The 19715-nt window shown below is 62.3% G+C and carries 19 protein-coding genes; 12 read left to right on the plus strand and 7 right to left on the minus strand.

Annotated features, from left to right (window positions below; all coding sequences use genetic code 11):
* The first annotated feature begins 25 nt into the window (after positions 1-25).
* Together dnaE and ACX3P0_RS01810 are read left to right on the plus strand one after the other, a co-directional pair.
* Complete coding sequence (gene dnaE / locus ACX3P0_RS01805; RefSeq protein WP_459086142.1) at positions 26-3553, plus strand: DNA polymerase III subunit alpha; 3528 nt, start codon at positions 26-28, stop codon at positions 3551-3553.
* A 63-nt stretch (positions 3554-3616) separates the two neighbouring features.
* Complete coding sequence (locus tag ACX3P0_RS01810; RefSeq protein ID WP_459078567.1) at positions 3617-4423, plus strand: potassium channel family protein; 807 nt, start codon at positions 3617-3619, stop codon at positions 4421-4423.
* A gap of 47 nt (positions 4424-4470) precedes the next feature.
* On the opposite strand, the gene ACX3P0_RS01815 is transcribed toward ACX3P0_RS01810, so the two are convergent.
* Together ACX3P0_RS01815 and ACX3P0_RS01820 are read right to left on the minus strand one after the other, a co-directional pair.
* Positions 4471-5346 (minus strand): DMT family transporter, encoded by an 876-nt coding sequence (locus ACX3P0_RS01815; protein ID WP_459086144.1) that lies wholly within the window; start codon positions 5344-5346, stop codon positions 4471-4473.
* A gap of 86 nt (positions 5347-5432) precedes the next feature.
* On the minus strand, positions 5433-6785 hold the full coding sequence (locus ACX3P0_RS01820; RefSeq protein ID WP_459086146.1) for a DNA polymerase IV: 1353 nt from the start codon (positions 6783-6785) through the stop codon (positions 5433-5435).
* A 77-nt stretch (positions 6786-6862) separates the two neighbouring features.
* Between ACX3P0_RS01820 and ACX3P0_RS01825 the strand changes: the two genes are divergently transcribed.
* Positions 6863-7438, plus strand: coding sequence for a GNAT family N-acetyltransferase (locus tag ACX3P0_RS01825; protein WP_459086148.1), 576 nt, complete (start codon positions 6863-6865; stop codon positions 7436-7438).
* Positions 7439-7442: 4 nt separating this feature from the next.
* Here the strand turns inward: ACX3P0_RS01825 and ACX3P0_RS01830 are convergent, their stop codons facing one another.
* Together ACX3P0_RS01830 and ACX3P0_RS01835 are read right to left on the minus strand one after the other, a co-directional pair.
* Positions 7443-8096: a hypothetical protein gene (locus ACX3P0_RS01830; RefSeq protein ID WP_459086150.1), complete on the minus strand. Its 654-nt coding sequence runs from the start codon at positions 8094-8096 to the stop codon at positions 7443-7445.
* Positions 8093-8392, minus strand: a complete 300-nt coding sequence (locus ACX3P0_RS01835; RefSeq protein ID WP_459078490.1) for a DUF3572 domain-containing protein — start codon at positions 8390-8392, stop codon at positions 8093-8095. The genes ACX3P0_RS01830 and ACX3P0_RS01835 overlap by 4 nt, the downstream gene beginning before the upstream one ends.
* A gap of 238 nt (positions 8393-8630) precedes the next feature.
* On the opposite strand from ACX3P0_RS01835, the gene ACX3P0_RS01840 reads away from it, so the two are divergent.
* Both ACX3P0_RS01840 and ACX3P0_RS01845 read left to right on the plus strand, forming a co-directional pair.
* Positions 8631-8987, plus strand: a complete 357-nt coding sequence (locus ACX3P0_RS01840) for a response regulator (RefSeq protein ID WP_459078566.1) — start codon at positions 8631-8633, stop codon at positions 8985-8987.
* Between the two features lie 33 nt (positions 8988-9020).
* Positions 9021-10394, plus strand: a complete 1374-nt coding sequence (locus ACX3P0_RS01845) for a PleD family two-component system response regulator (protein WP_459078489.1) — start codon at positions 9021-9023, stop codon at positions 10392-10394.
* 511 nt (positions 10395-10905) lie between these two features.
* Here ACX3P0_RS01845 and rpmG read toward each other — a convergent pair.
* Together rpmG and ACX3P0_RS01855 are read right to left on the minus strand one after the other, a co-directional pair.
* Positions 10906-11073: a 50S ribosomal protein L33 gene (gene rpmG, locus ACX3P0_RS01850; RefSeq protein ID WP_080919382.1), complete on the minus strand. Its 168-nt coding sequence runs from the start codon at positions 11071-11073 to the stop codon at positions 10906-10908.
* A gap of 137 nt (positions 11074-11210) precedes the next feature.
* Positions 11211-13070 (minus strand): LTA synthase family protein, encoded by a 1860-nt coding sequence (locus tag ACX3P0_RS01855; RefSeq protein ID WP_459086848.1) that lies wholly within the window; start codon positions 13068-13070, stop codon positions 11211-11213.
* 308 nt (positions 13071-13378) lie between these two features.
* Here ACX3P0_RS01855 and fabD point away from each other — a divergent pair, with 308 nt between their 5' ends.
* The 4 genes from fabD (at position 13379) to fabF (ending at position 16855) form a co-directional block, all read left to right on the plus strand.
* Positions 13379-14320, plus strand: a complete 942-nt coding sequence (gene fabD / locus ACX3P0_RS01860; protein WP_459078488.1) for an ACP S-malonyltransferase — start codon at positions 13379-13381, stop codon at positions 14318-14320.
* A 54-nt stretch (positions 14321-14374) separates the two neighbouring features.
* Positions 14375-15112 carry a 3-oxoacyl-[acyl-carrier-protein] reductase gene (gene fabG / locus ACX3P0_RS01865; protein WP_459086152.1) on the plus strand — a complete coding sequence of 246 codons (738 nt, stop codon included), beginning with the start codon at positions 14375-14377 and terminating at the stop codon, positions 15110-15112.
* A 213-nt stretch (positions 15113-15325) separates the two neighbouring features.
* On the plus strand, positions 15326-15562 hold the full coding sequence (locus ACX3P0_RS01870) for an acyl carrier protein (RefSeq protein ID WP_378222279.1): 237 nt from the start codon (positions 15326-15328) through the stop codon (positions 15560-15562).
* Between the two features lie 30 nt (positions 15563-15592).
* On the plus strand, positions 15593-16855 hold the full coding sequence (gene fabF / locus ACX3P0_RS01875) for a beta-ketoacyl-ACP synthase II (RefSeq protein ID WP_459086154.1): 1263 nt from the start codon (positions 15593-15595) through the stop codon (positions 16853-16855).
* Here fabF and ACX3P0_RS01880 read toward each other — a convergent pair.
* Complete coding sequence (locus ACX3P0_RS01880) at positions 16843-17127, minus strand: hypothetical protein (RefSeq protein WP_459086155.1); 285 nt, start codon at positions 17125-17127, stop codon at positions 16843-16845. The genes fabF and ACX3P0_RS01880 overlap by 13 nt on opposite strands.
* Between ACX3P0_RS01880 and mltG the strand changes: the two genes are divergently transcribed.
* The 3 genes from mltG to gmk are packed head-to-tail and all read left to right on the plus strand — an operon-like array spanning position 17126 to position 19710.
* A complete protein-coding gene (gene mltG / locus ACX3P0_RS01885) occupies positions 17126-18163 on the plus strand; it encodes an endolytic transglycosylase MltG (protein ID WP_459078484.1) in 1038 nt (345 codons plus the stop codon). The two genes, ACX3P0_RS01880 and mltG, sit on opposite strands and share 2 nt — an antisense overlap.
* Complete coding sequence (locus tag ACX3P0_RS01890) at positions 18160-19050, plus strand: YicC/YloC family endoribonuclease (RefSeq protein WP_459086157.1); 891 nt, start codon at positions 18160-18162, stop codon at positions 19048-19050. The genes mltG and ACX3P0_RS01890 overlap by 4 nt, the downstream gene beginning before the upstream one ends.
* Positions 19051-19053: 3 nt before the next feature.
* Positions 19054-19710: a guanylate kinase gene (gmk, locus tag ACX3P0_RS01895; RefSeq protein ID WP_459086159.1), complete on the plus strand. Its 657-nt coding sequence runs from the start codon at positions 19054-19056 to the stop codon at positions 19708-19710.
* The last annotated feature ends 5 nt before the right edge of the window (positions 19711-19715 follow it).

A 19715-nucleotide genomic window follows, 5' to 3' on the forward strand; every position in this document is an offset into this window, starting at 1 on the left:
GTCCTTTTCGAACGGCGCGCACATCATGGCAGACCAGAAACTTCCGCGCGACCCGCTCCGGCGCGAGGCGATGCAACAGGCGGCCCGGCCGGAAGCGCCGGCGCGCCCGTTCATCCACCTGCGCGTCCATTCGGCCTATTCGCTGCTTGAAGGCGCGCTTCAACTTCCCAAGGTCGTCGCCCATGCGGTGAAAGACGAGGCCCCGGCCATCGCCGTCACCGACACCAATAATTTGTTCGGCGCGCTGGAATTCGCGCAGAAGGCGGTCAAGGAAGGCATCCAGCCGCTTATCGGCTGCCAGGTCGATCTCGCCTTTTCAGGCGAAAACAGCGATGGCCAGCGCGATCGGCGCAGGCAGGGGCCGGAGATGCGCCCCGTCGTCCTGATTGCGGCAACCGAAACGGGTTATGCCAATCTCGTGCGCATGGTGAGCCGGGTCTATCTGGAGACACCGCCCGGCGAGCCGGTGCATCTGACCACCGAGATGATGGCCGGGAATTGCGACGGGCTGATCTGCCTGACGGGCGGGCCGCGCGGGCCAATCGGCAATGCGATCCGGGAGGATCGCCGCGATCTTGCGGAAGCGCGGCTCCTTGCCTTGAAGGGCCTGTTCGGCGACGGCCTCTATGTAGAACTGGAACGGGTCGGCACTTATGATCGCGCAATCGAGCAGGGTTCGATCGATCTGGCCTATGCCCATGAACTGCCGCTCGTCGCCACCAATGAAGCCTTTTTCTCCGTGCGCGACGATTACGAGGCGCATGATGCGCTGATCGCCATTGCCGAAGGCTCGGTTGTCGCCGCCGACAACCGCCGTCGCCTGTCGCCGGACAATTTTTTGAAAAGCCAGGCGGAAATGGCGAAACTGTTCGCCGATCTGCCGGAAGCCATCGACAACACGGTCGAGATTGCGCTGCGCTGTTCCTATTATCCGCAAACCCGTGCGCCGATCCTGCCGCGCTTTACCGGCGGCGACATTGCCGACGCGGATGCTGCGCTGAAGGCCGAGGCCGAGGAGCTTTCCCGGCAGGCGTGGGAAGGGTTGGAGGCGCGACTTGCCGTGCACGGACCGACCGCCGGCCATACGGTCGAGCAATATAAAGAGCGGCTTGCCTTCGAACTCGGCATCATCGAGCGCATGCAGTTCCCCGGCTACTTTCTCATCGTCGCCGACTTCATCAAATGGGCCAAGGCGCAGGGGATTCCCGTGGGACCGGGGCGTGGTTCGGGCGCGGGTTCGCTGGTCGCCTATGCGCTGACCATCACCGACATCGATCCGCTGCGTTTCTCGCTGCTGTTCGAGCGCTTCCTCAATCCCGAGCGCGTGTCGATGCCCGACTTCGACATCGATTTCTGCCAGGACCGGCGTGAAGAAGTGATCCGCTACGTTCAGCGACGCTACGGGCGCGACCAGGTCGGGCAGATCATCACCTTCGGTACGCTGCAGGCGCGCGCGGTGTTGCGCGATGTCGGCCGCGTGCTGCAAATGCCCTACGGCCAGGTCGACCGGCTGTGCAAGATGGTGCCGCAGAACCCGGCGCATCCGGTGTCGCTAGGCCAGGCCATCGAGGGCGAGCCGCGCTTTGCCGAGGAAGCCGAGAAAGAGCCGATCGTGCAGACCCTGCTCGACATGGCGCAGAAGCTGGAAGGGCTTTACCGCCACGCTTCCACGCACGCGGCGGGTATCGTCATTGGCGACCGGCCGTTGTCCGATCTGGTGCCGATGTATCGCGACCAGCGCTCGGACATGCCGGTCACGCAGTTCAACATGAAATATGTCGAGCAGGCCGGGCTGGTTAAATTCGACTTTCTCGGGCTGAAGACGCTTACCGTTCTGGACAAGGCGGTGAAACTGATCGCCCGGCGCGGCATCGACATCGACCTGGCGCATATTCCGCTGGACGACGAGAAGACCTACGCCATGCTGTCGCGCGGCGAAGTGGTCGGCGTGTTCCAAGTGGAAAGTGCGGGCATGCGCAAGGCGCTGCTCGGCATGAAGCCCGACTGCATCGAGGACATCATCGCGCTGGTCGCGCTCTACCGGCCGGGGCCGATGGAGAATATTCCCACCTACAACGCCAGAAAGCATGGCGAGGAGGAACTGGCCTCCATCCACCCCAAGATCGATCATCTGGTGAAGGAGACGCAGGGCGTCATCGTCTATCAGGAACAGGTGATGCAGATCGCGCAGGAGCTTTCCGGCTATTCGCTGGGCGAGGCCGATCTCCTGCGCCGCGCCATGGGCAAGAAGATCCGCGCCGAGATGGACAAGCAGCGCGAGCGCTTTGTCACCGGTGCGGTGGAGCGCGGCGTCGGCAAGCCGCAGGCCGATTTCATCTTCGACCTTCTGGCGAAGTTCGCCGACTACGGCTTCAACAAGTCGCATGCCGCCGCCTATGCGGTCGTTTCCTACCAGACGGCGTATCTGAAGGCGCATTACCCGGTCGAATTCCTGGCGGCGTCGATGACGCTCGACATGGGCAACACCGACAAGCTGGCCGATTTCCGCCAGGATGCATTACGCCTCGGCATCGACGTGGTCGCGCCGTCGGTAACGAGCAGTTTTCGCGCCTTTGAGGTCGGCGAGAACCGTATTTTCTACTCGTTGGCCGCCCTCAAGGGTGTCGGCGATGCCGCTGTCGAGCATATCGTTGAAAAGCGCAAGGACGGGCCGTTCAAGAGCCTGGCGGATTTTTGCGAGCGGATCGACCCGAAGATTGTCGGGAAGCGCGTCTTTGAAAGCCTGATTACGGCCGGCGCGCTCGATTGCTTCGGCCATGACCGGGCATCGATGATGGCGGGCGTCGAACGGATGATGGGGCTGGGCGCGCTGGCGCAGCAGAACGCGGCTTCCGGGCAGGCCGATATTTTCGGCGCGTCGCTGGGCAGCCAGTCGCAGGCGCTCAACCTGCCGGCGGTCGATGCGTGGCTGGCCGCAGACCGCCTGCACCGCGAATTCCAGGTCGTCGGCTTCTATCTTTCGGCGCATCCGCTCGATGAATACAAGGACGCGCTCCAGAAGATGCGGGTGCAGAACTGGGGCGAGTTTTCCGCAGCCGTCAAGCGCGGCGCTTCAGCCGGCCGGCTGGCTGGAACAGTGACCTCCAAGCAGGAGCGCAAGACGCGCACCGGCAACAAGATGGGCGTCGTGACGTTTTCCGACACGACCGGTCAGTACGAGGCTGTGCTGTTTTCCGAAGCGCTTGCCCAGTATCGCGACCTGCTCGAAGCGGGCAGGTCCGTGGTCATAACCGTGGCCGCCGAAGATCGGCCGGAGGGCGTCAATCTACGCATCAACGGCGTGCAGTCGCTGGAAGAGGAGGCGAGCCGGATACAGACTGCGTTGCGCATTTTCGTGCGCGATGCAGCCCCGCTCGGCACGCTTTCGGGGCAGTTGGCGGCAAAGGGCGAGGGGCAGGTAAGCATCATCGTGCTCAAGGACGCCAACCAGGGCGAGGTGGAGATCGAATTGCCCAACCGCTACCGCATCTCGCCGCAGATCGCCTCGGCCATGCGCGCGGTGCCGGGGGTCGTGGAAGTGGAACTGGTGTGACCGGGTTTGCCGCCTGCATCGGTTCCACTGGACGGCAGCCGTCGCGAACGCTATCGCCATGACATGAAGGCAGACAAAAAGAGCGACGAACAGCAGGATATTTCAGCCATTGCGCGGCTGCGCGATAGACTGCGCAAGCTCTATCACGGCAACAGCCCGGCTGCGTTTCGGTTCCGGCTGGCGATGGTCGCCATCGATATCGCCATCATCGCCTTCTTCATCGCCACCCCGATGCTTCAGGAAACACGGACATTCCTGTGGCTGGATTATTCGGTCGCCGCCCTGGTCGCGGCCGACATGATCGCCCGGCTTCTCGCTTCGACCGATATGCCCCGCTTGACGCGGCAGCCGACCTTTCTCGTCGATTTCTTCATCTTGCTGACGCTTTTGTTTCCGACCGCGCTCGCCAATTTCGGCTTCCTGCGCATTTTGCGGCTATGGTCGTTGTCGCGCAGCGGCGCCTTGTGGCGGCATCTGGAAATGCGCTCCTTGAAGGCATGGCGCGAGACAAGCCATGCTGTCGTAAACCTGTTGACCTTCCTGTTGGTCATCACCGGTTTTGTCTACACGTTCTTCTTCCGCGACGGTTCCGGCCTGGCGGGCTATGTCGACGCCTTTTACTTCACCGTGGCGACAGTTACGACGACCGGTTTCGGCGACATCGTCCTGCCGGGGATCGCTGGCAAGCTGACGGCGATCGTCACCATGATTATCGGCATTTCGCTGTTCGTGCGGCTGGCGCAATCCATTTTCCGGCCGGTAAAGGTGTTTTTTCCGTGCCCGGAGTGCGGGCTGCAGCGGCATGAACCGGATGCGGTTCACTGCAAGGCCTGCGGCCACCTGCTCAACATACCCGACAACAACGACTGATTTTTTCCCTTATCCGAAAACCGGCATCCACTTTTCGGGTCCGATGCTTAAACCGCTTCCACCGCCGCGCGCTTGCGCCGCTGGATGTTGAGAAGATTGCCCATGAGGATCAGCATGGCGCCGGCGGCGGTCAGCATATCGACCTGTTCGCTGTAGACGAGCCAGCCAAGCAGCGCCGACAGCGGCACGCGCAGGAAATCCATGGGCGAAATCAATGTCGCATCGGCATAGGTCAACGCCCTGGCCAGGCAGAAATGCGATGACATGCCGGTAAAGGCGATCACGAAAATCCACGGCCAAAGTTCAAGCGGCGGATTGCGCCATTCGTAGAGCGCGGGAACAAGGCCAAGCACCGACTGGATGACCAGCATCCAGAAGATGATGCGCACCACGCTCTCGATGCGCGTCATCGATTTTACCATGACCATCGAAATGCCGAAGCAGACGGCGGCGGCTAGCACCATGAACTCGCCGGAACTCAATCCGGCGGCGCCGGGCCGCACGATGACGATGACGCCTACCAGGCCCAGCATGATCGATGCCAGCCGAGCCCTGCTCAGTTTTTCGCCGAGGAAGCCGACAGCCAGCACAGCGGTCCAGATCGGTGTTGTGAATTCGATGGAAATCAGCACCGCCAGCGGTATCAGGGTGAGTGCATAAAGCCACAGGCCTTGCCCTATGTAATGCGCGACGTTGCGCCCGACATGCATCCACGGGCGGGCCGAGCGCATGGCGGACAAGCCACCGCTGGCCAGTACCAGCGGCATGAGGATGACGAGGCCGATCAGCGAACGCAGTTCCAGCACCTGGAAGACGTTCAGCACGTCGGTCGTTTCACGGCCGGCGACAGTCATCGTTAGAAACGAGGCGATCGCAAGCGCCATCCAGAAGGCGGCTTTGAGCATGGAGGGGGCAGGTGTCATGAGCGCTATCTCGCAGGCGCGGCCACGCCCGGCAATCGCTAGACGCTTCAATCGACTGGACCACGGATGAAACCTGTGGAGAGGGCCTAGTTCCGCTCCCAGGGATGCTGGATTTCGGGGCCATCCTCTTCGTCGGGGCGGGAAGGGCGGCCGCGATGGCCCTTGCCGAACGTATAGCCGGTTTCCACCGCCTTGCCGCCGAACTTGTCGCGCAGCGCGTCGATCGCGCCTTCGGCCATGGCCCGCTTGCGCGCCTGCACGTCGACCAGATCGGGCGGATCGGCTTTTTCGGAGTCCGACAGGTCGCTGACGCCGATGCCGAGAAGACGGTACTTCGTTCCGTCGAGTTCCTTGCCCATCAGGTGCAGGCCGGTCTGGAAAATGCGATCCGCAAGGCGGGTGGGATCGTCCAGTTGGCGATTACGGGTGCGCGTCTTGAAATCCTGCGTTTTCAGTTTCAGCACGACAGTGCGCCCGGCGAGGCCGGCTTTCTTCAACCGGGCCGAGACCTTTTCCGAGAGCGCCCGCAGCACAGGCACGAGGTCATCCGCGCTGGCCAGATCGGTGTCGAACGTGGTTTCGGCCGAGACGCTTTTGGAATCGCGCTCGGAAATGACGCGGCGATTGTCCTGGCCGCGTGACAGGCTATAAAGCCGCTCGCCCATCGTACCGTAGCGCCGCAGCAGGTCGCCGCGCTCCATGCGCTGTAACTGGCCGATGCTGCGAATGCCGTCGCGTTCGAGCGTGGCGGAAAATGCTTTGCCCACGCCCCAGATCATGGTCACCGGCTGCTCCGCCAGAAAGCCCACGGCTTCGGCTTCGCCAATGACGGAAAAGCCGCGCGGCTTGCGAAAATCCGACGCGATCTTGGCCAGGAATTTGCAATAGGAAAGGCCGGCCGACACGGTGATGCCGATTTCCTTCTCCACGGCGATCACGAAGCGGGCCAGCACCAGCGCCGGCGGCAGGCCATGCAGCCGCTCGGTGCCGGCTAGGTCCAGGAAGGCTTCGTCGATGGAGATCGGCTCGACCAGTGGGGTCAGTGCCTGCATCATGGCGCGCACTTCGCGCCCGACACGGACGTATTTTTCCATGTCCGGCTTGATGACGACGGCTTCCGGGCAGGCTTCGAGCGCCTTGAACATCGGCATGGCCGAACGCACGCCCTGGATACGGGCGATGTAGCAGGCGGTCGAAACTACGCCGCGCTTGCCGCCGCCGATGATGACGGGCTTGTCCTTCAGGCTCGGATCGTCGCGCTTTTCAACGGAAGCATAAAATGCATCACAGTCGATATGGGCCAGATGCAGTTGGTAGAGTTCGCGATGCCGCACCAGACGCGGGCTGCCGCACTGGTCGCAACGCCCGGCCACGCCGCGCTGAAGGCTCAGGCAGTCGCGGCAAAAACCGTGATCGGGAGCGTTGACAGGCGCGGCCATAATCTGCGAACATAAAGAGAACGATGGCAATCCTACGTTAGTTCGTGTCGGGCGACAAGGCGGGGCAGGAGGAACCTGTGACCATAACGATCGCGCCGGTGACGGGCGGGCTATGGCCCGATTTCGAGGATTTGTTCGGCAAACAGGGGGCTTGCTATGGCTGCTGGTGCACGCATTTCAGGCTGCCTCCGGCCGTGCGCCGCGAAAATGATCGTCAGCGCAACAGGGACCACATCAAGGCGCGTATCGAATCCGGCCCGCCGCCCGGCCTGCTTGCCTTTGACGACGAGAATGCCGTCGGATGGATGCAGATCGGCCCGCGCGCGGACGTGCCCGAATGGAACAATGCGGGCAGGGGTTCAGCACCCCTCGATGCAGCCGAGGCACTGGATCCGGCCGTGTGGGCGATTTCGTGCTTTTTCATCCGCTCGAAAGCGCGGGGCAAGGGGTTGACGCATCGCCTGGTCGAGGGCGGAATCGCATTCGCGCGCGAAAATGGCGCGCGATTTGTCGAGGCTTGCCCAATGGACTTATCCAGGGATTCGCGCTCGATCGGCTTGTTCGTCGGCTCCTCGCGGGTGTTTGAACGGGCCGGTTTCGAGCGGATGGTGGAGCGCAAGGCAGGCCGACCGCTGATGCGGCTGGTGCTTTGACAACTCAGACGCCGAGCGCCTGTGCGATCTTGGGCGCGGCCTCGCGCCAGTCGTGGACGGAGACGATGTCGTCGGGAAGCGGCGGCAGGAACTGGCGCAGCGAATTGTCCGCCATCAGGTGGAAGAGGTGCGCATCTTCGACAGACTGGCGTGCCGAGATGAGGTTTGAGGGCTGGTCGTCGACAAAGGCGACGGGCCGCCCCTTGCTGCCGCGCAGTTTCGCGACCGCCGGTCCCTTGGCCATTTCGGTGGTAAGCAGGGGATAGTTGAGGCCGAGGGCGTCGAGATGGGCGCGGCGCGTGGCGCGGTGGCGGTGGAACATCGCCGTCAAAAGTACAATTTCGACCCGCTTTCCCAGATCGGATAACGCGTCGGCTGCGCCGTCGGTTATTTCCTGCCAGTCGGCCTGCCCATCGAAAAACTCGTCGAGCAAGGCCCCTACCTCTTTCTGCTCGATCAGCCTTCGGCTTTCCTGTTCGGCGATGTTGCCGGTGAGGCGAAACGAATTGATCGTCAGGCAAAAGCCGCGGGCCTGAAGAAACCGCGGAAACGGGCGGATGAACTCCAGCACGACGTCATCGACGTCGAGCACGAGCAGCGGGCGGTCGTCCGCCGCCAGTTCCTCGATCTGGCGGGCTGTCTCGGGATCGTCGCTCATGTCGAGTACTCGTTGTTGTCGTCGCCGGTGGGCAGCGCGCGCAGCGCCTTGCCGACGGCGGCTGGGGGGGTGCCGGTCTCTTCGGCGAAGCGCATCAGCGTCGGCTCATGGGCGAGGATGAATTGCAGGACGCCGGCCAGAAAGCCGGGTTCGCGGGCCGCCTGTCTTATCGAACCGGCCTCGATGCCGGTAATCGCCAGGAAGCGCGGCAGCAATTCCGGGTCGGACGCGACGAAGCCGAGCGCGTTGACGGCGAGCGCCTCGGCTTCTTCACGCATTGACGTTGTGTTTGCCATTGTTACCTTTGGGAGAGGCCATCGAATTCGGTCCCGAAGTAGCGCCAAGCACGGCGGGCGGCAAGCCAAGTCTGTCGTCAATTTGTCGATACGCCGCTTTCGACCATAGGGGTTTCCGTTTCGTCAATCATCTTGACGTATGGTTACAACCGGGTTTGGTCCGCTCTGGAAGGAAATTCATGGCGGCTGCGGTCCACACGTAGCGGGCCGGAACGGGAAGATAATGCCAAAAAAGGTTATGATCGTCGAAGACAACGAGCTTAACATGAAGCTCTTTCGCGACCTCATAGAGGCCAGCGGGTATGAAACCGTGCGTACGCGTAACGGCCTCGAGGCGCTCGATCTGGCGCGTCTGCACAAGCCCGACCTCATTCTCATGGACATTCAGCTTCCGGAGGTCTCTGGGCTCGAGGTGACGAAATGGCTGAAGGAGGACGACGAACTCCGTGTCATCCCGGTCATCGCCGTGACCGCCTTTGCCATGAAAGGCGACGAGGAGCGCATTCGTCAGGGCGGCTGCGAGGCCTATATCTCCAAGCCGATCTCCGTGCCGCGCTTTATCGAAACCATCAAGTCCTATCTGGGCGACGCATGATGCCTGCGCGATGACGCTCTGGAGATTGTTGACATGACAGCCCGCATTCTTGTCGTGGATGATATTCCTGCCAATGTGAGGCTGCTCGAAGCCCGGCTGCTGTCGGAGTATTTCGAGGTGCTGACCGCTTCCAACGGGCCGGATGCCATCGAAACCTGCGAGAACGGCAAGGTCGATGTCGTGCTGCTCGACGTCATGATGCCCGGCATGGATGGGTTCGAGGTCTGCAAGCGCCTCAAGAGCGATCCGGCCACGTCGCATATTCCCGTGGTGATGATTACCGCGCTCGACCAGGTTTCGGACCGGGTGCGTGGCCTTGAAGCAGGCGCAGACGATTTTTTGACAAAGCCTGTCAACGATTTGCAACTGATGACGCGGGTCAAAAGCCTCGTCCGGCTGAAAATGCTGACCGACGAGTTGCGCCTGCGTGCCTCGACCACGCGCGATATCGGCATCGAGGAACTGCTGAGCCGGACTTTCACGTCGGCGGACACCATTCCGAAAGTGCTTTTGATCGACGAGCGGCGCTCTTCGTTCGAGCGCGTTCAGAAAATGCTGCGCACCATTGCGGAGATTGATGTCTGCACGGACCCGCATGTGGGCTTTTTCCAGGCGGCGGAAACGCCGTATGATTGCATCATCGTGTCGACGGCATTCGCGGAGTTCGATCCGCTCCGGCTTTGCTCTCAACTACGGTCGCTGGACCGCACCCGCTTCCTGCCGATCATTCTGCTGGCCGATGTGGGCGAGGACCAGCGCATCATCCGCGGCCTCGAACTCGGTATCAACGACTATCTCACCCGGCCTATCGACCAGCACGAACTGACGGCCAGGCTGCGCACGCAGGTCCGCCGCAAGCGCTACAACGACCAATTGCGCGCCAGCGTCACGCAAACCATCGAGATGGCGGTGACGGACGGGCTGACCGGCCTTCACAACCGCCGCTATCTGGACAGCCATCTGCAGACGCTGTTCGACCGCGCCATGACGCGGCGGCGTCCCTTGTCGATCATGATAACGGATCTGGACCGCTTCAAGTCCGTCAACGACACGCACGGCCATGATGGCGGTGACGACGTGCTGCGCGAATTCGCCCGGCGGCTGCGCAAGAACGTGCGCGGCATCGACCTCGCCTGCCGCTTCGGCGGCGAGGAATTCGTCGTCGTGATGCCCGACACCGAGGGTTTAGTGGCCGAGAAAGTGGCCGAACGCATCCGCGCCGAGATCGCGCAACTGCCCTTTGCCATCGGCCATGATGGAAAGACGGTGGAGGTCACGGTCAGCGTCGGCGTGTCGTCGATCCTGAAGGGGCCGGACACGGTCGAAGCGCTGATGAAGCGCGCCGACCTCGCGCTCTACGAGGCCAAGAGCGGCGGCCGCAACCGGGTTGTCGCCAAGGCAGCCTGATCGGTGTCGAGACCAGCGACAGTCGCGGCTCGAACTCAAAACCGGGCTTTGCACCGGTTCAAATGCTCCATGAAAGCCACGCCGTGCATCGCCAAGCCTGTGGGCCTGACGGCGCCCGGGACGAATTCTCCTGTGTTCGGATAGGGTTAGGAATTTACCTTAATCCCATCGAATCGATGGCCGTGGTTAAGAAACCGTTGATTTCCATTAGCGGTTGCGCAAGTGTCCTGTTCAGACAGGCGCCGGCGCGTGGGAATTGCTGGACGCCTGAAAGCATACCCCATGATGCTCAGGTCCGCCGCATCTCCTGGGTCCGTGGGGTCGGCCGGCCGACGCTGGCACATAGTGGCCTCCTCGTACCGCTGCCAACCGTTGGCCGGCCCCCTTTTACTCCGAAAATGGAGCCCCATTCCGAATCGATCGGGGTGGGGTTTCTTTTTGTGCGGGCAGATCGGGACAAACAAAAAGGCCGCCCAATGGACGGCCTTTTGTCTCGAACGAGAAAACCAGATTACTTGATCTTGGTTTCCTTGAATTCGACGTGCTTCCTGGCGACCGGGTCGTATTTGCGAAACGACAGTTTGTCCGTCTTGGTGCGGCTGTTCTTGCTGGTCACGTAGAAGAAACCGGTGTCGGCGGTCGACAGAAGCTTGATCTTGATATTTGCGGCTTTGGCCATGTTACTCGTCCGTCATTTGTCGTGAGGTTCGCGCCGCTTGAGCACGGCAAAACGTCCGGGCGCGGGAAACTTGGCGCGACACATAAAGGACACGCCCGGAAAGTCAAGCCCACTAGGGGTGTGCCTGCCTGCCGTTTTCAGCTTGTATGCGCTACCAGCTTGTTGACCGACTCCGGGAAGAAGTCCGGCGCGGCGCGGCGCTTGCCGAACATGATGTCGTATTGCAGGAAGCGGAAATCTCGGATCGACGGGTCGATCTCCTTTTGCTGCGCCCAGTCGGGCGTCGCATCGCCCTCGGCCGACAGCAGGAGGTTGCGGTCGATGACGTGGTAGCGCTCGTTCAACGCGCCCAGGAAACCCGTATAGTAGGGATGCGTTATGCCGGCCGTGTTCAAGACATGGAGCGGCAGGAAGGCCGGGCTGATGGCGCCCACATCCTTCACCGGACCGGTCTTGTTCGACCACAGTACCAGCGGCGTCTCGTGGTGCTGGCGCATCAGGTCGGGCTTCTCCTTGCGCGGCGCGACATTGTCCTTGAGGAAGCCCGTTTCGACATAAACCGGCCCCAGCGGCGGCAGATGGTCGCCAAAAAAGGCTATGACGGTTGGCCGTTCGCGCTTTTTTGCCCAGTCGAGAAGCCGTTGCAGGCCGCGATCCGCATCGGCGACGCCCTCGGCGTAGCTTTGAAGCGAAGCGCGCGCCCAGTCGCTCGTCTGCGCCTGCACGTCATGGCTCGGATCGGGATAGCGATTCGGCTCGTAGGGGCCGTGATTTTGCAGGCTGACCGCAAAGAAGAAGAACGGATCGTCGGTCGCATCCGCCTCGCGGATGATCTCGTCGGTCATCGCGGCATCGGAGGCAAGGGGGCCGCGTTTTTGCATCGGCGGCAGGTTTTCTTCCGACCCGAAACTATCGAAGCCGAAGTCGGCATAGACGGGCGTGCGGTTCCAGAACCAGTTCGTGCCGGGATGAATGGCGCGCGTGGCATAGCCCTCGCTCTTGAGGAAGGTCGCCATCGACGGGATCGGCGCGCGCACATATTGCTGGTAGGGAATGCTGCCGGCCGGCAAGAAGGCATTGGAGAAGCCGGTCAGCGCCTCGAACTCGATGTTGGCCGTCATGCCGCCGAATTCGGGCGAAAAGACCGAGCCGGCGCGCAGCGCCCGAACCGTGGGAATGGGATCGGGCGTGATCGTCACGTTGGGCAGGCTGGTCGGATCCCAGAAGGATTCGCTCATGACGACGATGATGTCGGGCTTTTCGGCAGGCACGGAGGCTGCCGCCTCCGGCCTTGCGATCGCGGCAAGCGCCTTGTCGGAATAGCCTGCCGGGGCCGAGACATGCGCCATCGGCACGTTGAGCGCGAAGGCCAGCGCGAAACCGTTGGAATTGTAATTTTCCTTCTGGTCCCACATCATCGGGATGATCTGGAGCCGGTCGCGCGTCCAGGAAAACGTCGCATAGTCCATGATCGAGACGAAGAAGGCGAGCAGCGGCAGGGTAAGCACGAGCCGCGCCATCCGCCCCTTGTACGTCAGTGCCGGCATCCGGCTGCGCCACAAGCGCCAGGCAAATACCAGCAGCGCAAGAAATAGGACGACGCCGACACCCATGGCAATGCCGGCCAAGGGCCGCTCGCGCACCAGAAGCGGCAACAGTTCGACGATCTGGCGGGCGTAGAGGAAGTCGGTGGGGTAGAGCGGGTCGCCCAGATAGAGCGACTTCTGATGACCGATAAAGGCCAGAACCAGGGTAAGCGGGGCTACGGCGACAAGGCTCTGGTATTTGCGGCCAAGAATGGCATCCAGCCCGATGAGGACGAGGGTGAATACGATGATGGTGGTCCAGGCCGGCTTGAAGGGCTGCAGGAAAAAGCCGACCGTACCGGCCAGATCGCCCCGGAATATGAGTTCGATCGTGAAAACCAGGACGGCGGACGCCGCAAGCGAGGCGAGACCGTATCGCACGGCGCACCAGACTCCTGCGCCACGTGACATGGCGTCGATATCTTTGGCATGGCTGGACGCGGTTGCGCCCGTACCTGCGATATTCTTTGCCAACTCAAACACTCCCCGATACGTAAAGGCGTCATCCAAACGTCATCGCACTGTCACAATCACCTAAAGTCTTTGTCCAAAATGGGAAGAGCCGGCAAACAAATCGTGTGCGGTTTTAATCATGAGTGATCGCTGAAAAGGTGCATGAAACCGGAAGGTTGGCGGCTGCCGGAACGGCCTTGCGGCTTGACTTGTGCCGCGTCTCTGCGCAACAGGCACCTTGAACATGAGAACACGGGGACAGGGGCATGGCCGTAGCATTCACGTTTCCGGGGCAGGGCAGCCAGGCCGTCGGCATGGGCAAGGACCTTGCGGACGCCTTTCCGGTAGCGCGCGCCGTATTTCAGGAAGTCGACGATGCGCTCGGTGAAAATCTGTCGAAGCTGATCTGGGAAGGGCCGGAAGAGACGCTGACGCTGACAGCCAATGCGCAGCCGGCGCTGATGGCGGTTTCGCTGGCGGCCATCCGGGCGCTCGAATCGCGCGGATTGGCGCTGAAGGACAAGGTGGCTTATGTCGCCGGCCATTCGCTGGGCGAATATTCGGCGCTGGCTGCCGCCGGCTTCGTGTCCGTGGCCGACGCGGCGCGGCTGCTTCGCATTCGCGGCAATGCCATGCAGGCCGCGGTGCCGGCCGGCGAGGGCGCCATGGCGGCGATCATCGGCCTTGAGCAGGCCGATGTGGAAGCCGCCTGTACCGAAGCGGCAAAAGACTCGGTCTGCCAGATCGCCAACGACAATGGCGGCGGGCAATTGGTGATTTCCGGAGCAAAGGCGGCGGTCGAACTGGCAGCCCGGCTGTGTACGGAAAAGGGCGCCAAGCGCGCGCTGATGCTCCAAGTGTCGGCCCCGTTCCACTCCGCCCTGATGGCTCCCGCCGCCGAGGTGATGCGCGAGGCGCTGGCCGGCGTGACGAAGAACGCGCCCATCGTGCCGGTTGTCGCCAATGTGTCGGTAGCCCCGTCCAGCGACCCCGAGCAAATTGCCCGGCAGTTGGTCGAACAGGTGACGGGACGCGTGCGCTGGCGCGAAACGGTGGAGTGGTTCGGCGTCAATGGCGTCGATACGCTGTATGAAGTCGGCGCGGGCAAGGTTTTGTCCGGCCTGGCGCGGCGGATCAATCGCGAACTTGCGCTCGGGGCGGTCAACGGGCCGGCCGACATCGATGCGGTGTTGGCAGCTTTCGCCTGACCGCATAAGTTCGACCTCGCCCCGTGTGAAGGGCGTGCTCTCGAGGAGAAGAGAATGTTCGACCTGACCGGCCGCAAGGCTCTCGTCACCGGCGCTTCGGGCGGCATAGGCGAAGCGATCGCGCGGATCCTGCATGCGCAGGGCGCAACCGTCGGCCTGCATGGCACGCGCGTTGAGAAGCTCGAGGCGCTGGCGTCCGAACTGGGGGAGCGGGTCAAGCTTTTCCCTGCGGACCTTTCCGACCGCGACGCGGTCAAGGCGCTCGGCCAGAAGGCGGAAGCCGATCTGGAAGGGGTCGATATCCTCGTCAACAATGCCGGCATCACCAAGGACGGCCTGTTCGTGCGCATGTCCGATGCCGATTGGGATTCGGTCCTCGAAGTGGATTTGACGGCTGTTTTCCGGCTTACCCGCGAACTGACGCATCCGATGATGCGCCGCCGCCACGGCCGCATCATCAACATTACCTCGGTCGTCGGCGTCACCGGCAATCCGGGCCAGACGAATTATTGCGCCGCCAAGGCCGGCATGATCGGCTTTTCCAAATCGCTGGCGCAGGAGATCGCCACCCGCAACATCACCGTCAACTGCGTCGCGCCCGGCTTTATCGAATCGGCGATGACCGACAAGCTGAACGACAAGCAGAAAGAGGCGCTTATGGCCGCTATTCCGACGCGGCGCATGGGCACCAGCGCCGAAGTCGCATCGGCGGTTGCCTACCTGGCCTCGAACGAGGCCGGCTACGTCACCGGGCAGACTCTGCACGTCAATGGCGGCATGGCGATGATCTGACGCATGAGAAGCTGACGCATGGGAATTTGACGGATGGGGAAAAGCCGCCATTTGGCGTTGGACCTCTCCCGATAATCGTGTATTCGGCGCTTGCCCTAGCGGTTCTGCCAAGGAACCGTGTCCGTTGCGTTCGGGCAGGAATTATCTTTCAGCTTGATTAGCGGCATTCGGCCCGCTAACGAAGACAGACAAACAAAAGACGAGGATGCCCACATGAGTGACACCGCAGAGCGCGTCAAGAAGATCGTTATCGAGCATCTCGGCGTCGATGCCGAGAAGGTGACGGATCAGGCGAGCTTCATCGACGATTTGGGCGCGGACAGCCTCGACACGGTCGAACTCGTCATGGCCTTCGAAGAAGAATTCGGCGTCGAGATCCCGGACGATGCGGCCGAGACCATCCTGACGGTTGGCGATGCCGTGAAGTTCATCGACAAGGCTTCGGCGTAAAGCTTTCCGCATTTATCGGGAGGACCTGCGATGAGGCGTGTCGTCGTCACAGGCCTTGGTCTGATTTCGCCTTTTGGAATGGGCTTCGAGCATAGCTGGAAGCAGTTACTGACGGGCCGAAGTGCTGCCAAAATCGTGACCGAGTTTCGGGTGGACGATCTTGCATGCAAGATCGCCCACGTCATTCCTCGTGGTGACGGCAGCGACGGCACGTTCAATCCCGAGGCGTTCCTTGAGCCCAAGGAATTGCGCAAGATCGGCGACTTCATCCTGTACGGGATCGCGGCCGCCGACGAAGCGTTGAAGGATTCCGGGTGGGAACCGACGACCGAGGTCGAGCGCTGCTCCACCGGCGTCATGATCGGTTCGGGTATCGGCGGCCTTGAAGGCATCGCGGAAAATGCGCTGATCCTGCACGAGCGCGGGCCGCGCCGTATCAGCCCTTTCTTCATTCCGGGCAATATCATCAATCTCGTTTCCGGCCAGGTTTCGATCCGGCATGGGCTGAAAGGCCCAAATCATGCCGTCGTCACCGCGTGTTCCACCGGCGCGCATGCGATCGGCGACGCCGCCCGGCTGATCATCTTCGGCGACGCGGACGTGATGCTGGCGGGCGGGGCGGAATCTCCGGTAACGCGGCTTTCGCTGGCGGGCTTTGCCGCCTGCCGGGCGCTGTCCACGGAACGCAACGATACGCCGGAAAAAGCGTCGCGGCCCTATGACCGCGACCGCGACGGTTTCGTCATGGGCGAGGGTGCCGGCGTCGTGGTGCTCGAAGAACTGGAACACGCCAAGGCGCGCGGCGCCAAGATTTATGCCGAAGTGACGGGCTACGGCCTGACCGGCGATGCCTATCACATCACGGCACCCGCCGAGGACGGCGATGGCGCGTTCCGTTGCATGACTGCTGCGCTGAAGCGCGCTAACCTCGCGCCCGCCGATGTCGATTACATCAACGCACACGGCACTTCGACCATGGCCGACACGATCGAACTCGGTGCCGTCGAAAGACTGGTCGGCGATGCAGCCGCCAACGTGTCGATGTCCTCGACCAAGTCGTCGATCGGGCATCTGCTGGGCGCTGCCGGCGCTGCCGAATCGATTTTCTCCATCCTTTCCATCCGCGACAACATCGCTCCGGCTACCATCAATCTCGACAATCCGGAGCGCGAGACGGCGATTGATCTGGTTCCGAACAAGCCGCGCAAGCGCAAGATCGATGTCGCGCTGTCTAATTCTTTCGGGTTCGGGGGGACCAACGCATCGCTCGTTTTCCAGCGTTATAATGGTTGATCGGCTTGCCGGCTGCCGCTGCCGGTAGCGCATCTTGCCGCCATTTTTGCCATATTCGCCTCTACTGTGCCGGAGGGGATTCGTCGCTCGATCAAATTGTAGGACGCCATGAACATCACGCCGGCGAATAATGGGGAATTGGGCGAGCGGCCGGCTTCTGCCGGTCCCATCGTGCCCAAAACCGCGAACGAGGCTCTGCGCCCGGAGACGGGGACGCCGCCGCCGCCGCCGAAGCGTTCGCGCGCCTCGCGCAGCCAAATCGTGGTGTTCATGAATTTCCTCGTTTCGGCGGTGATGCTGGTGATCCTGGCGGCTGGCGTCGCGGTATATTTCGGCAAGCAGGAATTCATGGAACCGGGGCCGTCTGCCACGGGCGACACGTTCCTTGTGAAACCGGCAACAGGCGTGGCGACGATCGCCGACCAACTCGAGCGGCGCAATCTGATCAGCGACGCCCGTGTTTTCCGGCTGGGCGTGCGCGCTTACGGCAATGATGGTTCCTTGAAGGCCGGCGAATACGAGATTCGACCCCACGCTTCGATGCGCGACATCATGGAATTGCTCAAGAGCGGCAAGTCGGTGCTTTATTCGCTGACCATTCCGGAAGGGCTTACCGTCGAGCAGGCATTGGAGCGTGTGGCCGATCAGGCCGCGCTGACCGGCGACATGCCGTCAGCCATCCCGCCGGAAGGCAGCCTCGCCACGGACACGCTGCGTTTCACGCGTGGGGCCACGCGCCAGCAAATGATCGACAAGCTTCTGGCCGACCAGAAAAAGCTGGTCGAGGACGTGTGGGCGCGGCGCTCGCCCGATTTGCCGATTGCCGATGTGAATGAATTTGTGACCCTGGCGTCGATCGTCGAAAAGGAAACCGGCAAGGGCGACGAGCGCTCGCGCGTGGCGGCGGTATTCCTGAACCGGCTTGCCAAGGGCATGCGGCTGCAATCGGACCCGACGATCATCTACGGTCTGTTCGGCGGCAAGGGAAAGCCGGCGGACCGACCCATCTATCAGTCGGACATCGATAAGGCGACTCCCTACAATACCTACGCTATCAATGGCTTGCCGCCGACACCTATTGCCAATCCGGGGCGCGCGGCGCTGGAAGCCGTGGCCAACCCCTCCAAGACCAAGGACCTCTATTTCGTTGCCGACGGAACCGGCGGCCACGTCTTTGCCGCAACGCTGGAAGAGCACAACCAGAATGTTGCCCGCTACCGGGCGCTGCAGAAAAAGCAGGCCGACGAGGCCGCGAAAGCCGCGCAACAGCCGGCTGGCGACGAGACCGGCACGGACAGCGTGCAATGAAACTGCAGAGCATGACCGGGTTTGCACGCGCCGCCACCGAGCATGAAGGCACGGCGCTGGCCTGGGAGGTCAAATCCGTCAATGGCAAGAGCGTCGAGGTTCGCCTTCGGCTGCCGCAGGGTTTCGAGCGGCTGGAGCCGGCGGTTCGTCAGGCGGTGCAGAAACGTTTTTCACGCGGTAATTTTCAAGCGACGCTTGCTGTCGGCCGAGCCGCTGGTGCGCAGGCGCAGCCGGTCATCAACGAAGCTTTTTTGAAAGACATTGCCGGGCTGGCGAAGCGTCTTGAGGAACAGTTCGGCGTAGCGCCGCCCACGGCCGACGGGCTGCTGGCCCTGCGCGGCGTTCTCGACATTCCCGAAGCGACCGAAACCGAGGAGGCGCGTGCCGCGATAGACGCCGCCATAACGCACGCGCTCGACCAGGCGCTTTCAGGACTGGAAGAGGCGCGGCGCACCGAAGGCGAGGCGCTGCTGGCACTGCTTTGCGGCCATATTGACGCCATCGAGGCATTGACGCTGACGGCCGAAGCCGATCCATCGCGTGAGCCGGCGGCGATCCGGGAAAAGCTTGCCGAACAGGTGCGGCTGCTGCTGGACGCGTCCGCCAGCCTGGACGAGAGCCGCCTGCACGCTGAAGCGGCCTTTCTTGCCACCAAGGCCGACATCCGCGAGGAGATCGACCGGCTGAAGACGCATGTGGCGTCGGGCAGGGCGCTTCTGGCGGGCGGGGGCGCTGTTGGCCGGAAACTCGATTTCCTGGCGCAGGAATTCAACCGCGAATCGAATACGCTGTGCTCTAAGTCGAATGCTGCCGCGATAACGGCCATCGGTCTGGAACTGAAGGCGGTCGTGGATCAGTTTCGCGAACAGGTCCAGAATCTGGAGTAACCCATGGTGGTCAAAGACGCCGGTTCCCGCATCCGCCGCCGGGGCTTGATGCTCGTGCTTTCGTCGCCATCCGGCGCCGGCAAGTCGACCATTGCGCGCAATTTGATCGAGAGCGACCAGAGCTTCGAACTGTCCGTCAGCGTGACGACCCGGCCGCGCCGCGGCAGCGAGATCGACGGCATTCACTATCATTTCCGCACGCCACGCGAGTTCGAGATGCTGCGCGACAACGACGAATTGCTCGAATGGGCCGAGGTCCACGGCAATTTCTACGCTACCCCGCGCGAAGCCGCCGAGAAGGCGATGGCCGAGGGCCGCGACATGCTGTTCGATATCGACTGGCAGGGCGCCAAGCAGTTGAAGGAGAAGATGCGGGGCGACATTGTCTCCATCTTCATCCTGCCGCCCTCGATGAAGGAATTGAAAGCACGCCTCAAGCGCCGCGCCGAAGACCAGGAGGCGGTGATCGAGACGCGCCTGAAGAATGCGCGGACGGAAATCGAGCACTGGACGGAATATGATTTCGTGGTGGTCAACGACGATCTCGACCGCGCTTTCGGCGAAGTCCGCTCCATCGTCAGCGCTGAGCGCTTGCGCCGCGACCGGCGGCCGGGCCTGTTCGACTTTGTTTCCCGCCTGCTGGACGAAAAGACCGAATAGTATTC

It is taken from the genome of Mesorhizobium sp. A556, from assembly GCF_054489545.1.

Bases quoted from the DNA above. Each gene is read 5' to 3' on its own strand.
- dnaE (WP_459086142.1), top strand. From the start codon at position 26: ATGGCAGACCAGAAACTTCCGCGCGACCCGCTCCGGCGCGAGGCGATG.
- ACX3P0_RS01810 (WP_459078567.1), top strand. From the start codon at position 3,617: ATGAAGGCAGACAAAAAGAGCGACGAACAGCAGGATATTTCAGCCATT.
- ACX3P0_RS01815 (WP_459086144.1), bottom strand. From the start codon at position 5,346: ATGACACCTGCCCCCTCCATGCTCAAAGCCGCCTTCTGGATGGCGCTT.
- ACX3P0_RS01820 (WP_459086146.1), bottom strand. From the start codon at position 6,785: ATGGCCGCGCCTGTCAACGCTCCCGATCACGGTTTTTGCCGCGACTGC.
- ACX3P0_RS01830 (WP_459086150.1), bottom strand. From the start codon at position 8,096: ATGAGCGACGATCCCGAGACAGCCCGCCAGATCGAGGAACTGGCGGCG.
- ACX3P0_RS01835 (WP_459078490.1), bottom strand. From the start codon at position 8,392: ATGGCAAACACAACGTCAATGCGTGAAGAAGCCGAGGCGCTCGCCGTC.
- ACX3P0_RS01840 (WP_459078566.1), top strand. From the start codon at position 8,631: ATGATCGTCGAAGACAACGAGCTTAACATGAAGCTCTTTCGCGACCTC.
- ACX3P0_RS01845 (WP_459078489.1), top strand. From the start codon at position 9,021: ATGACAGCCCGCATTCTTGTCGTGGATGATATTCCTGCCAATGTGAGG.
- rpmG (WP_080919382.1), bottom strand. From the start codon at position 11,073: ATGGCCAAAGCCGCAAATATCAAGATCAAGCTTCTGTCGACCGCCGAC.
- ACX3P0_RS01855 (WP_459086848.1), bottom strand. From the start codon at position 13,070: ATGTCACGTGGCGCAGGAGTCTGGTGCGCCGTGCGATACGGTCTCGCC.
- fabD (WP_459078488.1), top strand. From the start codon at position 13,379: ATGGCCGTAGCATTCACGTTTCCGGGGCAGGGCAGCCAGGCCGTCGGC.
- fabG (WP_459086152.1), top strand. From the start codon at position 14,375: ATGTTCGACCTGACCGGCCGCAAGGCTCTCGTCACCGGCGCTTCGGGC.
- ACX3P0_RS01870 (WP_378222279.1), top strand. From the start codon at position 15,326: ATGAGTGACACCGCAGAGCGCGTCAAGAAGATCGTTATCGAGCATCTC.
- fabF (WP_459086154.1), top strand. From the start codon at position 15,593: ATGAGGCGTGTCGTCGTCACAGGCCTTGGTCTGATTTCGCCTTTTGGA.
- mltG (WP_459078484.1), top strand. From the start codon at position 17,126: ATGAATTTCCTCGTTTCGGCGGTGATGCTGGTGATCCTGGCGGCTGGC.
- ACX3P0_RS01880 (WP_459086155.1), bottom strand. From the start codon at position 17,127: ATGAACACCACGATTTGGCTGCGCGAGGCGCGCGAACGCTTCGGCGGC.
- ACX3P0_RS01890 (WP_459086157.1), top strand. From the start codon at position 18,160: ATGAAACTGCAGAGCATGACCGGGTTTGCACGCGCCGCCACCGAGCAT.
- gmk (WP_459086159.1), top strand. From the start codon at position 19,054: ATGGTGGTCAAAGACGCCGGTTCCCGCATCCGCCGCCGGGGCTTGATG.